Genomic DNA, 11969 nt, shown 5'->3' with positions numbered 1-11969 from the left:
CTCCCACTTGTCTATGATTTATACAACCAAGTCAACAACAAGATTCTCCAGCTGTGAGGATACTTCATTTAATTGCTCCGCAGATTGCACAATTCTGGAGAAGGAGGCCTGCTGGGCCTGGGCCTTCAGCTTGATCGCCTCCGTAACCTCGGAGTTCTGTTCGGACATTGCCGCAAGCTGTTTGAAGGAGGCGGTTATCTGCTCCGAAACGGCCACCATCTCCTCCGTAGCCGCAGATACCTCCTGAATTTGGCTGGTGACAGAATCTGTGGCAATGTAGATGTTGTTGAACAGCATTCCTGTCTCCTTAACAATCTCGATTCCCTTCTCCACATTCTGCTCGCCCAATGAAATTGCCGAAACAGCCTGGGAGGTTTCCTCCTGGATGGTGCGGATCAGCATGGCAATCTGGTCGGCGGATTGTTTGGATTGCTCCGCAAGCTTCTTCACTTCGTTGGCTACTACTGCAAAGCCACGGCCATTCTCGCCTGCACGGGCCGCCTCGATGCTGGCATTGAGGGACAACAGATTGGTTTGCGTGGCGATCTGGGTAATCAGCTGGACAATCTGCTCAATTTCATCGGAGCGGATTTGCAGCTTCTCAATAATCCGCACGGAATCCTTGACTGACGTGTTGATGGAGTTCATTTGGCTGACGACCTGCTCCATATTGGTATTGCCCTGCTCCGATTGAAGCTTCATCTGGAGGGAGGTTTCCGCCAGCTCCGAGGCATTGTCGGCAATTGCATTGACGCCGCTGGTGATTTCCTCCAGGGAGGTGACACTTTCCGAGATGGTGGTATTCTGCACAACCGTTCTCTCCGACAGCTCCTCCATGCTTTTGGTGATGACTGCCGTATCGGCATTGTTCAGCTCAACAGTGGAGAACAGTACCTTGGATTCATCTGCCGACGCTGACGAAACAGCCTTCATGGTTGAGATCAGATTGTTAATGGTCACGATGGTGGTATTAAATTTGGCGTTGACCTGACCCAGCTCGTCTCCGCCTTCCTTCAACTGGACGTTAAAATCCCCCCTGCTCAGCTTCTCCAGTGCGTTCATCAGTTCTTTCACCGGAGCGAATGTTTTTCGGTTGGTTATGTATTGCAAGGAAAGCACCACAAGCAGAGTAATAAGAAGGGCAAGCAGCGTATTCTTCAGCAATTCGCTTTTGCCTTGCATAACCAGAGAGGCGTCCACATCCATTCCCATATAAGCAATTACGTTTCCGCTGGCATCCAGATAAGGGTGAAGCACCGTAACCCAGGTTCCGTAATCATCCTTGTAGGAGGAGGTGAAGGTTAACTCCTTGGTCTCCAGCATCTTTTTTACACCCGCTACATGAATGTCCGGCTGCTCGTAATAATCCCCCAGCTTCAGGCCCGCTTCTTCGAACATCTGCAGAACAGCCGTAGGGAAAGCGATCATGCTGGTTTTGTTGTCGTCCACCAATTCGGGACCGAAGATATACCCCTGGGCAATATTGGGATGCGTGCTGGACAAATCATCGAAGAATTGGGTAATTTTCTTCTGGATATCGGACGTGGGGTCGATGCTTCCTTTGGCGGCAGCCACCTCCTCCAGAGGCAGATCGCCCGCCCACTTTTCCATAATTTTCCCGGACTCCGAGTGCAGCTGCTTCACCAGCACATCCCCTTGAATGTAATAGCTGTACGCAATCAACACTGCCCCTGTCAAGATGATGTACAGACTGGTGAGCATCATATTCCGGGTCATGATGCTCCTGGGGCGCAGCTTGCCGAAAAAACTCCAACTGATTCCTTTCTCGTTAGCTTCCACTGTTCTCTCTCCTTTGCTGGTCTTCAAAAAAAGGTGATCTATGCGCAAAAAAACCATAGATCACCAATTTTTTGCAACTGGCTGGCATTCCCTGTTCCGGGATAAGCCCCTATAGCTTTGCGTCACTACTTTTCAGCAGTTTTGCCATTATATAGTTTAATTTCATTCCTACTACAATAACTTACCACCACTCGACAATTAACGCAATATTTTTACTTAAAATATGTATTATAGAAACATTTTGGTCACAACGCCTCATCTGCTAGTCCTATGCCTTGCAAGTAAATGAAGGGATGCAACAATTTAACATATAAATGACATAATACACCATCTCTTTTAATAATGAAATGCTAAAATCATAAAAACTAAGGAAGCGTGGTGTCAAATATGATCGAACAACTGGAGCGTACGGAAGCGGCAGACTACACGGAGCTTCATTCCCTGCAAAAGGAGTTAACCGACCTGCTGGAGGAAATGCGCACCTTTCTGAACAAAAAACAGCAAAGGGCAGCTCATAAATAAAACCGTTCCTGCCGGAAATGGAGAGTGGAGGGCCACTCCCATTTGTCCGGGAAACGGTTTAGTTTTTCGGCTGACGCCAGGCTGCATCGGCGGTTGACCGCTTATTGCCGCCGGGTGACCTCTACCTGGGACAACTGCTCATAATGCCGGATCAGGGCGGAATGGTCCGACTCCCCCAAGCCGTCCGCCGAGAGCGCCTGCATCATTTCCATTACCGAGGCAGTCAGGGGCAGAGACACGCCGATTTCATGAGCTGTATCCAAGGCATTGGTCAAATCCTTGATGTGCAGATTGATGCGGAAGCCGGGATTGAACCTGCGGTCCATGACCAGCGGGGCCTTGGCGTCCAGCACGGCGCTTCCCGCCAGCCCGCCGCGAATGGCCTGGTAGACCAGCTCCGGCTCCACACCCGCCTTGGTGGCAAGGGTCAGGGCTTCCGACATGGCTGCGATGTTCAAGGCCACGATGACCTGATTGGCAAGCTTGGTAATATTCCCCGCGCCGATTCCGCCGGTGTACACCACGGAGCTTGCCATGGCCTTCATCGTACCGTACCACTCGTCGAATACGGCCCGTTCGCCGCCGGCCATCACGGACAGCGTACCGTCGATGGCCTTGGGCTCGCCTCCGCTGACAGGCGCGTCCAGCATGTGCACACCCTTATGGGCAAGCTCTCCGGAAATTTCCCGGCTCACCAAGGGCGAGATGGAGCTCATGTCAATCACCGTCAGGCCCGGTGCGGCGCCTTCGATTACGCCGTCCGGTCCCAGCACCACTTCCTTCACATGGGGAGAGTTGGGGAGCATGGTGATAACGGCGTCCACCTGCTCCGCAATGGCCTTGGGCGTGGCGCCCACGGATGCCCCGGCCGCCTTGGCTTCCTCCAATGCGGCGTGATTGCGGTTAAGCACCACTACCTCGTAACCCGCCTTCAGCAAATTCAGGCACATGGGCCTGCCCATAATGCCCAGTCCGATAAATCCAAGCTTCTTCATTGTCCTATGACCTCCTTGAGAGATTCCCGGTCAACAGCCATTCTTAATGTACCCCAGCTCCGTCAGGATGGTTTTCATCTGCTCCAGCACCGCATCGGAGCTGCGCAGGTTCGGCTTGATGGAGGAGCCGGCGGCCAAGCCGATGAGATTGCAGGCATCCTTGGTGGCCACGGGGAAGCTGGCCAGGTTAAACGCCATCCGGAAGGGATTGAGCTTAAACTGGGCCTCCCTGGCGCCTTCCAGATCGCCCGCCATCCATTTGTCGTATATCTCCACCACCAGCTCCGGAACCACATTGGCCGTGGATGCGACGCAGCCCACGGCGCCGTAGGCCATGGAACCGAGAATCATGACGTCCCGCCCGGCAAAAATCTTAAAATCCTTGTCCCGGGTCAGCCGCAGGTACTCCGCCATCAGGGTCATATCCCCGCTGCTGTCCTTCATGCCCACAATATTGGGAATTTCGGCCAGGCGCAGGAGCAGCTTGACAGAGATATTGTTTTTTACCTTGTCGGGATTATTGTACAGCAGAACGGGAAGCCGGACGCTTTCCGCTACCGTCTTGAAGTGCAGGAACAGCTCCTCCTCGTTGGGCGTCAGAAACATGGGAGGCAGAATGGTAATGGCTTGCGCCCCCGCCCGCTCGGCCATCTGCGCAGTCTTCACGCAGGCCCGGGTTGCAATCGCCCCGATGCCCATATAAACCGGAACCCGCCCGGCCGCCTGATCCAGAATGATGGACAAGGCCCGCTCTTGCTCCTCAAATTCCAGTCCGAAAAATTCCCCGTTGCTTCCCATGGCCAGAATGCCGTGAACTCCCCCGCGGATGACATAATCCACTATCCGGCGCAGCCCGGCCTCCTCCACCCGTTCCTCATCATCAATCGGCGTCACAATCGGAGGAATCACTCCGCGGATAAATGCCGTATCCATCTTTACCACCGCTCTCCGCAGAATTCTGCCAGGGATGCCAGCAATGCCTTCACATATCCGATGGAATAGGACCAGGCTACCCACTCCAGTCCCTCATGTCCGCCCTGGCGGTAAACCCGATCCATCTGCAGATTGGTGATATGGTCAGGATTGATGCAGCCGTTGTAGCCAACCTTGTGGAGAGCCAGCAGAATTTTGGGCAGATTCATGTGTCCGTCATCCAGCAGGGATTCCTCAAAGGCTCCCGCAGTTGCCAGACTGCCTCTCACATTGCGCAGATGAACCAGAAAAATCCGGTTCTTCCGGCCGTATTCATGTATTTCATCCAGCACCAGCGGAGTGCCGCCGGCTTCGCCGCGGGTTCCCACACAATAGACATAGCCCACATTGCGGCTGGGAAAGGCGTCGATCACCCGGTGAAGCCCCGGCCCGGCAAAGGGAGTATGAAAATGCGGCGTGTCCGACGGATGCACCGCCAGATTCATATTATACTCCTCCGCCACCGGCACCAGCCTGCCGAAGGCCAGTATAAACCGCTCCCACCACTCCTCCATCTGCTCCGCCGCAGGCGGGAACTCGGCGGGGCTGCAAACCAAGGCCTCCCCGCGGGCGCCGGCCCCTCCCCTATGCTGGGCCATATAGCATTGGGACATATACGGAAATACATCCCCCGACAGCCGCTGGCGCGCCAAGGTAAGGCCCGCTTCCCCAAACACCCGCATGGCTTGAACCGCATTTTCCAGCTCCGCCTCCGAACCCGGCTGGCCGGACATAAAGTCCTTGGACAGATCCGGAAGGGTCACCCGGTTGATCTCCATCCCGTAGGAACGGATTCTCCGCTTCAGCCGCAGCAAGCCGTCCAAATCCGGATACCCCTGCTCCTTTACGCCGGGCAGGGCGTTGCCATGCTTCAAATCCACGCAATCCACGCCCAACTGGCTTAGCTGCTTCAGATCGTTATCGGCCAAATCACAGCTGCCAACCGCAATCGATACCTTCATCACGTTGCATTCCTCCGATTCTTATAAATATGTACACGCATTTTGCCTTCCCTTTGATTGTAAAGGAGGTCTGCCGCTTCGTCTTTGCAAAAACCTGCCGCTTCTTTATATTTTTCCGGCATCCCCGAGGGGAAGGGGCCCTTTACAACAGGCGGGGAGCACAGGTAAAGTAAAATGAAGCGGCCCGATATGCGGCGATTGTCTGCAGGAACGGCTAACCGGGCAGTCCGGCAGGTCCCAAAACAGGCGCCGCAGTGGAGGAGTGGAGGAACGCCATGTGGAATCCCAACATCTTCAGCAAGAGCAATCTGCTTCTAAACCGGCATCTGACACATCTGAAGGGAGCCTCCGCTTCTTTTTATGTCCACTACTGGGGAGCCAAGCCGGAGCATAAAGGAAATTCCCCCCACAGCCATTCATTCTTCGAGTTTTGCTATGTGCTTCAAGGAAAGGGCACCTATTTCCATGACGGGATCACCTATCCTCTGGAGGCGGGAACCTTATATTGCTCCAAGCCGGGGAGCCGCCACTTTATCCGCAGCGACGAAGGGATGCAGCTCTTGTTTGTGGCGCTGGAGCATGACCAGGCGGCCTGCAGCGAGGCCTTTAACCGGCAGTTTGCCAAGCTTTGTCTGTACCCTCATCTGTTCCTGCCCCATGCGGAGATGAGTCCGCCGGCGCTCCTCTGGCAAGCTCTGCTCCTTCAGGCAGCCGATTATGAAACCTGGGACGCCGAGTCTGTGGGCTTGCTGGCCTATTCCCTGCTGGTGGGCTGCGTGTCTTACTTTCACCAGCATTGTCTATCCGGCAGCGCAAGCGCTCCAGCGGACCTTTCCCCTGATTGTCAGGGGACCCTGAAGCAGATCATGGAATATATCCATTCCCATTTATCCTGGAAAATAAAACTGCAGGACGCCGCCCGCAGCATCCACCTGTCCGAACGGCAGCTCTCCCGGCTGCTGGCCGATGAGCTGGGACAGTCCTTCCCCTCTGTGGTGCGGACGGAGCGGGTGAAGCGGGTGGCCTACCTGCTGGGCTGTACGGATGTGCCGCTGAAGCAGATCGCGGAGGAAACCGGCTTTGAGAGCGTGCAGTATTTAACCCGGGTGTTCAATCAGGAGATGGGGCTGCCCCCCAGCCAATTCCGCAAGGAATGCGTAAACCATGAAAGTGTGGACCGCCACATCCACCAGTATCTCCACCGGGTAGCCACCCGCCACCACAAGCAGTAGGCGGCGCAGCAGACGCCCGTGGATGGGGTTGCGGCTCTGCCCTTCTGCAGCCAAGAGCTTCGGCCGAGCCACAGGGCAAGTGTCTTGGAATCTCCATGAGTTTCCGCTCCAGGCGACTGAGAGGAAAATGGCCGGGGCTGTCTCCCCAGCCTTCACAGCGGCCAAAACCAGCTTGATGTGAACATGCTGCCCATGTTTTGGGAGGGAAAAGCGAATGGCAAATGCAAAAGTACATTTATTTTGCAGCTTAACTTCCTGGATAGGGAGTCAAAATGCAAAAAGTGCATTTATTTCCGGAGAATTTCATCCGTTTGGTGGTTTCAGCGAAAAACAGATGCACTTTTGCAGGATAGCCCGGCCCGAATGCAGTAAGAAAAAAACAACTGGGCTATATTTACATTCCGCGGCGGCTGCGGTAAGATAAGGCCAAACGGTCAATGATGGAAGCACCTCTTGCCGACTTCATGCAGCTGCGCTACAAGGCGCAATGCGGTAAAGTCCGGGAGGTGTTTTTTGCGTGTACGGAAAATTAATGAGCGCTTGTGTGGCCGGGATTGACGGTGTGTTGGTGGAAGTGGAAACGGATATTGCCAATGGGTTGCCCTTTTTTCAGGTGGTGGGGCTGCCTGACAGCGCTATCCGGGAGTCTACGGAACGGGTGCGGGCGGCCATCCGCAACAGCGGGTTTACTTATCCGATGGAGCGGATTACCGTTAATTTGGCCCCGGCGGATGTGCGCAAGGAGGGGTCGGCCTTTGACTTGGCCATTGCAGCGGGGATTCTGGAGGCCAGCGGGCAAATCCGGCTTGAGGATGCGGCCCATACACTATGGATCGGGGAACTGGCGTTGGACGGCACCCTGCGGCCGGTTTCCGGCGTGCTGTCCATGGTGCATCAGGCTGCCCGTCAGGGATTGAAGCGGGTGGTGCTGCCTTTGGAAAATGCAAGGGAGGCTAATCTGGTGGGGCAATTGGAGGTAGTGACCGTGAAGGAGCTGCGGGAGCTGGCCGATCCCCTTGTGTTGACCCGCTCCTGGAGAGATATGGAAGAAGCAGACGAGCCTTCGGCGGCGGGCGGATCGGCAGACTGCGGCAGCGCAATGCATGCGGGAGAGGACTACGCCGATGTATGCGGCCAGCACCAGGCCAAACGGGCGTTGGTCATTGCCGCCTCCGGGAAGCATAATCTGCTGTTTATCGGGCCGCCGGGCACGGGCAAAACCATGCTGATGCGGCGGCTTCCCACTATCCTGCCGGAGATGGATGACGAGGAGGCGCTGGAGGTCACCAAAATCTACAGTGTGGCAGGCAAGCTGACAGACCGGGGCCAGCTCTTGCGGCTGCGGCCCTTCCGCTCCCCGCACCATACGGTCTCTCCCAGCGGCCTGGCCGGCGGAGGCTCCATCCCCAAGCCGGGGGAGATCAGCCTGGCCCATCACGGCGTACTGTTTCTCGATGAGCTGCCGGAGTTCAGCCGTTTGTCCCTGGAGGCCATGCGCCAACCCCTGGAGGACCGGAAGGTCACCATTGGGCGCGCTCGGGCGACTTATACGTATCCCGCCCATTTTTTGCTGACGGCCTCCATGAATCCATGTCCTTGCGGTTTTTTCGGAGTAGAGTCGGCCACTGAGGTTTGCACCTGCTCGCCGCTCAAGATTGCGCAGTACCGTTCCCGGATATCCGGGCCTCTGCTGGACCGGATTGATCTTCATGTGGAGGTGCCGCGGACCCGTTACGAGGATCTGGCTTTCTCGGATACCGACCGGCATTTATCCTCACAAGAGATGAAGGCCCAGGTTATGGAAGCCCGGCGCATCCAGGAACGCCGCTATAAGGGATCGCCTTACCGGTATAACGGCGAGTTGAGCGGCCGGGCGCTGCGGCAATATTGCCGCCCGACTGGAGAGGCTGAGGCACTGTTGGCATCCGCCTTCCAGGTGATGGGCCTAAGTGTGCGCGCCCATGACCGTGTCCTCAAGCTGGCCAGAACCATTGCCGATTTGGAAGCCTCCGACGAGATTCTGCTGAAACACCTGGCGGAAGCGCTCCAGTACCGGAAGCTGGACAAGAAAGGCTGATGCTCACTCGCTTGCCAGCCAACTTGGGAGCGGACTTCAAACCGCTGCGGTACCGGGTTGGCGTTTGGGCCGATTCAGCAAAATGCCTATTCCTCCCCGATCAGCCGAAAGAGGGCTGCTTATCTGCGGATATGGCGGATGAGGGTGCGGATTCGGTCAGTCCATTTTTTCAGGGCGCTTCGGTTGTCCGGAGTCAGGGTCAATCCGCTTCTTGCGGCAATTTCCTGGACCACCGCATCGATGCTTAGATGATCGGTGATGATTTTTTCATCGGGAATATCATGGTTGAAGGCGTGCAGACACCGGTCAATCTGCGCCTTAGCCCAGGTTTCGCCCCTTTGGAGCCGTTTGTTCAGACGCTTCTCCAGCGTCGCCCGCTCCGCATACAGGATATAGTGCTTGACCTCGATGCCCTCCCTCCGCAGTCTGCCGATGATTTCATCGAAATATTGGGGATTGGTCACCGTCATGGGCGCAAGGATCACCCCTTCATGCCCGGCGGCCAACTCCTTCAGCATCTCATAATTGAACAGGCGCCACTGGGGGTAATCCTGAAAATCGTTCAAGCGGAGCCGGGTCGGCATGTTTTTAAACAGGAAGTAGCCGATATTCTCCGGATCGTATACGAAGGATTGGGGCAATCTCCGGTGCAATTCATAAGCGCTGGTGGTTTTGCCGGAGCCGAACGCTCCGTTTATCCATAGAATCATGCTGTTTTTCGCTCCTTCCTCGTCGGATGAATGAAGAAGGCAGCGTCCCCTCCGGGAAACACTGCCGCTGGTCAATTCCTATATGCCTTACCGGCTAAGGATTCTAAAAGGCATTGGGGATGTGCACGATATCCGCTCTGCCATCTGCGCCTTCCGCAGTGACGGCTACTACATCGAACCGGCAGGGGCGCTCCGTCTGGCGGGTGGCATGGAGATACACAAGAGCGGTTGCCCGCACCTGCCTCTGCTTGCGGGCATCTACGGATTCAAGCGCAGTACCGAAGCGGCCGGAGGAACGCCGGGTCCGAACCTCCACAAACACCAAACGTCCGTCCGCTTCGCCGATAATGTCAATCTCCCCGCTTCTGGCCCTCCAGTTCCGCGCCAATATCCGCATCCCCCCTTGGGACAAATGGGCCGCAGCCTGCTCCTCCCCCCATTGCCCAAGCAGTTTGCGGGAGTCGGTTGGGCGTGCGGAGGGGCGGATATCATTGCCGTGGTGGGGCTGACGCTTTTGCTCCCAGGTCATCCGCCGTTCTCCCTCCATTCCCGCGCCTTCTTGTCCGACCGGTACACGAAGGATAAAATCTCCGCCACCAGCTGGTACAGCTCGCCGGGAATCTCCTGCTCGATATCCAGCTTGGACAGCACTTCTACCAAGGAGGAGTCCTCCTGAACAGGGACGCCCGCCTCCTTGGCCTTGTTCAGGATCGCATCGGCTACATGCCCCTTCCCCTTGGCTACCACCACGGGGGCTTTGTTGGCGGAGGGGGAATATTTGAGCGCTACTGCCTTTTTGATGGCGGGGCTGGCGGGTTGTTCCGGTTGTGTCATATGCGCACGTCAACCCCTTTGTAGGGGGCGGTGTGGTAGCGGCTGGCGGCCCAAGATGCCGAAGCGGCAGAATTGCCGTCTCCCGATACGCCGTCCGCTCCCAAGGCAGCCCCACCTGCCAATGGCTCCGGATACGGCAGCACCTTCACGGACAAAAGCTGGTAGCCGATCTTTTCCAGACCTTCCCTGATCTCCTCCCGATGCTCCTCCAGAAGCGTCCCAATTTCGGGAAAGTCATTGTGAACCCGCAGCGCCACAATTCTATCCGTCACCTGCACATCCACCAATGTGGTTCCAAGGGTGCGCATGTCCAGATCGAAGACCAGGTGGCAGTTCCGGGCGTCCAACTGGCCGTTGGCGCCTTTGCGGGACTGGATGTGAACCGCCGCCGTCTGGCTGCCGTTCTGGTTCAGAATGGGCAGCATCAGGGTCATATGCGTAAACATGGCCGTCCGGTCCGGCGTCAGGAGCAACTGCTGGCCGGTGACCTGCTGCACCAGCTGCTGGGCCTGCTCGCGGACTGCGGGCGGCGCGTCCTCCGCCCCGGACAGCTGCAGCAGCAGGCCCTTCAGCGTAGCCGTGTCCGCCGCCGCATCATCCGCAGCCGGCGGCGGGGTAGAGCCTGCCGGCGGCGCAGCGGCTTCGCCGGCGCGAGCATGGGGCGGCAGCGCCTGAGCGCCGCCCTCATGGGGGCGTGCCAGCTGCAGCTCATGCTGCACGCCCAGCGCCTTCAGGAGCCTGCCCACCCATGGGGCAGGCTCCTGCCGGGTTATGGCGGCGGGGGCTTCGCCCTCCCCGCCGGTCGTTTGGCCGCCGGCGGCGGCCCGCGCGCTGTGCGCGCCTGCGGCAGCGGCTTCGCCGCGGGGTGGCGGCACCGGGCCGGCCGCCGCATCGGCGCCGCCAGGGCGGGCGGCGGTGGCCGCCTGCTCTGCGGCAGGCGGAGCCGCCTTCGGCTGCGCCGCCGCTTCGCCGGCTGGGGCGGGCCGCGCCCCGGCTGCTTCCGGCCGCGCCGCCTGGGCGGCCTCTCCCGCTGCCCGCGGTTCCGCCGCAGAGGCGGCGCCGTCCGCATCCGCAGTCTGCGGCATACCGGGCAGCGCCTCCAGCGCCAGCTTCACCTGCGCCATCAGGTTCCGGGTTGCCGGGCTGACAGCCGCATCCGGGGTGTCATTTCCCACAAAGCCTGCCAGTTGGGCGCTTAAGCTTTCAATCGTCCGGCTCACACCACCGCCAAAAATCGTCCGGTGCAAAGACCCCACCGTCTCCTGTGTCAAGGGCAAACCCCGCTTCATCGCCAGCAGCGCCGATTGCCGCCATTCCCCATCCGCCGCGCCTTCCGGCCGGCGGGCGGCCATATCCACATAACCCTGAACATTTTCCCGGGTAAGGGGCACCTTGGCCTGATGCAGCTCCTGCAACGCCCTGCGGTTGCCCGCCGTGTCCTTCATGTCAAAACTCTTCAGCAGCTCTGCCAAAGAGGGCTCCGGTATTTGCACCTGGGAAACCTCCATCGGCTTAAGCACTACCTGCCCGGCCATGGATTCAGGCTGGACCTGAAGCAGCGCCGACTGCCCCTTGGCCAGGGGAGCCTCCAAATGAGCCCGAACCTGAGCCCCGCCGATATTCATCAGCGCGTCCTGCTCGGACAGCATCTGAAGCACCACTCCCCGCACCACCTGCCCAACCTTAAGCTCCAAGGTTTTGGCGTCGGACACCTGCATGTCTCCAATCACACTGCGGAGCAACTGGCCGATATTCAAGATTTTCCCCTCCTACTCCGAGTGTTCATCCAGGATGGATGCGATTGCTGTTATGTTCAGCCGACTGTCCAGGGACGCCGCCGGCAAATCTTCTATGCCACTGACTCG

Annotated in this window: 12 protein-coding genes and 1 riboswitch; of the genes, 4 read left to right on the top strand and 8 right to left on the bottom strand. The window is 57.8% G+C overall.

Annotation, left to right across the window (positions count from 1 at the left end; genetic code table 11):
- Window positions 1-18 precede the first annotated feature (18 nt).
- On the bottom strand, window positions 19-1800 hold the full coding sequence (locus DQG13_RS07055) for a methyl-accepting chemotaxis protein (RefSeq protein ID WP_258525504.1): 1782 nt from the start codon (window positions 1798-1800) through the stop codon (window positions 19-21).
- A gap of 69 nt (window positions 1801-1869) precedes the next feature.
- Window positions 1870-1956: riboswitch (cyclic di-GMP riboswitch) on the bottom strand.
- Between the two features lie 231 nt (window positions 1957-2187).
- Between DQG13_RS07055 and DQG13_RS31435 the strand changes: the two genes are divergently transcribed.
- Window positions 2188-2322: a hypothetical protein gene (locus tag DQG13_RS31435; RefSeq protein ID WP_258525503.1), complete on the top strand. Its 135-nt coding sequence runs from the start codon at window positions 2188-2190 to the stop codon at window positions 2320-2322.
- Between the two features lie 101 nt (window positions 2323-2423).
- On the opposite strand, the gene garR is transcribed toward DQG13_RS31435, so the two are convergent.
- Genes garR through DQG13_RS07040 form a run of 3 tightly spaced genes read right to left on the bottom strand, consistent with a single transcriptional unit; the run spans window position 2424 to window position 5251 of the window.
- Complete coding sequence (garR, locus tag DQG13_RS07050) at window positions 2424-3317, bottom strand: 2-hydroxy-3-oxopropionate reductase (RefSeq protein ID WP_113019051.1); 894 nt, start codon at window positions 3315-3317, stop codon at window positions 2424-2426.
- A gap of 30 nt (window positions 3318-3347) precedes the next feature.
- On the bottom strand, window positions 3348-4250 hold the full coding sequence (gene dapA, locus DQG13_RS07045; protein WP_113019050.1) for a 4-hydroxy-tetrahydrodipicolinate synthase: 903 nt from the start codon (window positions 4248-4250) through the stop codon (window positions 3348-3350).
- A 2-nt stretch (window positions 4251-4252) separates the two neighbouring features.
- Entirely contained in the window at window positions 4253-5251 is a 999-nt protein-coding gene (locus DQG13_RS07040) for a sugar phosphate isomerase/epimerase family protein (RefSeq protein ID WP_181592641.1), read from the bottom strand.
- 275 nt (window positions 5252-5526) lie between these two features.
- On the opposite strand from DQG13_RS07040, the gene DQG13_RS07035 reads away from it, so the two are divergent.
- The 3 genes from DQG13_RS07035 (at window position 5527) to DQG13_RS07030 (ending at window position 8560) form a co-directional block, all read left to right on the top strand.
- Window positions 5527-6483, top strand: a complete 957-nt coding sequence (locus DQG13_RS07035; RefSeq protein WP_113019048.1) for an AraC family transcriptional regulator — start codon at window positions 5527-5529, stop codon at window positions 6481-6483.
- Between the two features lie 214 nt (window positions 6484-6697).
- On the top strand, window positions 6698-6907 hold the full coding sequence (locus DQG13_RS30520; protein ID WP_146767117.1) for a hypothetical protein: 210 nt from the start codon (window positions 6698-6700) through the stop codon (window positions 6905-6907).
- Window positions 6908-7000: 93 nt separating this feature from the next.
- On the top strand, window positions 7001-8560 hold the full coding sequence (locus DQG13_RS07030; protein WP_113019047.1) for a YifB family Mg chelatase-like AAA ATPase: 1560 nt from the start codon (window positions 7001-7003) through the stop codon (window positions 8558-8560).
- A gap of 119 nt (window positions 8561-8679) precedes the next feature.
- Here the strand turns inward: DQG13_RS07030 and DQG13_RS07025 are convergent, their stop codons facing one another.
- The 4 genes from DQG13_RS07025 to DQG13_RS07010 all read right to left on the bottom strand — a co-directional run bounded on the left by DQG13_RS07025 (window position 8680) and on the right by DQG13_RS07010 (window position 11861).
- Window positions 8680-9270, bottom strand: a complete 591-nt coding sequence (locus DQG13_RS07025) for an AAA family ATPase (protein ID WP_113019046.1) — start codon at window positions 9268-9270, stop codon at window positions 8680-8682.
- Between the two features lie 103 nt (window positions 9271-9373).
- A complete protein-coding gene (locus DQG13_RS07020; RefSeq protein WP_113019045.1) occupies window positions 9374-9799 on the bottom strand; it encodes a YraN family protein in 426 nt (141 codons plus the stop codon).
- Window positions 9796-10104 (bottom strand): EscU/YscU/HrcU family type III secretion system export apparatus switch protein, encoded by a 309-nt coding sequence (locus DQG13_RS07015; RefSeq protein ID WP_113019044.1) that lies wholly within the window; start codon window positions 10102-10104, stop codon window positions 9796-9798. The genes DQG13_RS07020 and DQG13_RS07015 overlap by 4 nt, the downstream gene beginning before the upstream one ends.
- Window positions 10101-11861: a hypothetical protein gene (locus DQG13_RS07010; RefSeq protein ID WP_113019043.1), complete on the bottom strand. Its 1761-nt coding sequence runs from the start codon at window positions 11859-11861 to the stop codon at window positions 10101-10103. The genes DQG13_RS07015 and DQG13_RS07010 overlap by 4 nt, the downstream gene beginning before the upstream one ends.
- Window positions 11862-11969 lie beyond the last annotated feature (108 nt).

The organism is Paenibacillus sp. YN15, from assembly GCF_003285005.1.
Taxonomy (GTDB): Bacteria; Bacillota; Bacilli; order Paenibacillales; family NBRC-103111; genus Paenibacillus_AR.
This window is presented reverse-complemented; position numbering and strand designations above follow the sequence as displayed.

What these genes read in the sequence shown, in the direction of transcription:
- DQG13_RS31435 (WP_258525503.1), top strand. Translation starts at nt 2,188, where the DNA reads ATGATCGAACAACTGGAGCGTACGGAAGCGGCAGACTACACGGAGCTT.
- garR (WP_113019051.1), bottom strand. Translation starts at nt 3,317, where the DNA reads ATGAAGAAGCTTGGATTTATCGGACTGGGCATTATGGGCAGGCCCATG.
- dapA (WP_113019050.1), bottom strand. Translation starts at nt 4,250, where the DNA reads ATGGATACGGCATTTATCCGCGGAGTGATTCCTCCGATTGTGACGCCG.
- DQG13_RS07040 (WP_181592641.1), bottom strand. Translation starts at nt 5,251, where the DNA reads ATGAAGGTATCGATTGCGGTTGGCAGCTGTGATTTGGCCGATAACGAT.
- DQG13_RS07035 (WP_113019048.1), top strand. Translation starts at nt 5,527, where the DNA reads ATGTGGAATCCCAACATCTTCAGCAAGAGCAATCTGCTTCTAAACCGG.
- DQG13_RS30520 (WP_146767117.1), top strand. Translation starts at nt 6,698, where the DNA reads ATGGCAAATGCAAAAGTACATTTATTTTGCAGCTTAACTTCCTGGATA.
- DQG13_RS07025 (WP_113019046.1), bottom strand. Translation starts at nt 9,270, where the DNA reads ATGATTCTATGGATAAACGGAGCGTTCGGCTCCGGCAAAACCACCAGC.
- DQG13_RS07020 (WP_113019045.1), bottom strand. Translation starts at nt 9,799, where the DNA reads ATGACCTGGGAGCAAAAGCGTCAGCCCCACCACGGCAATGATATCCGC.
- DQG13_RS07015 (WP_113019044.1), bottom strand. Translation starts at nt 10,104, where the DNA reads ATGACACAACCGGAACAACCCGCCAGCCCCGCCATCAAAAAGGCAGTA.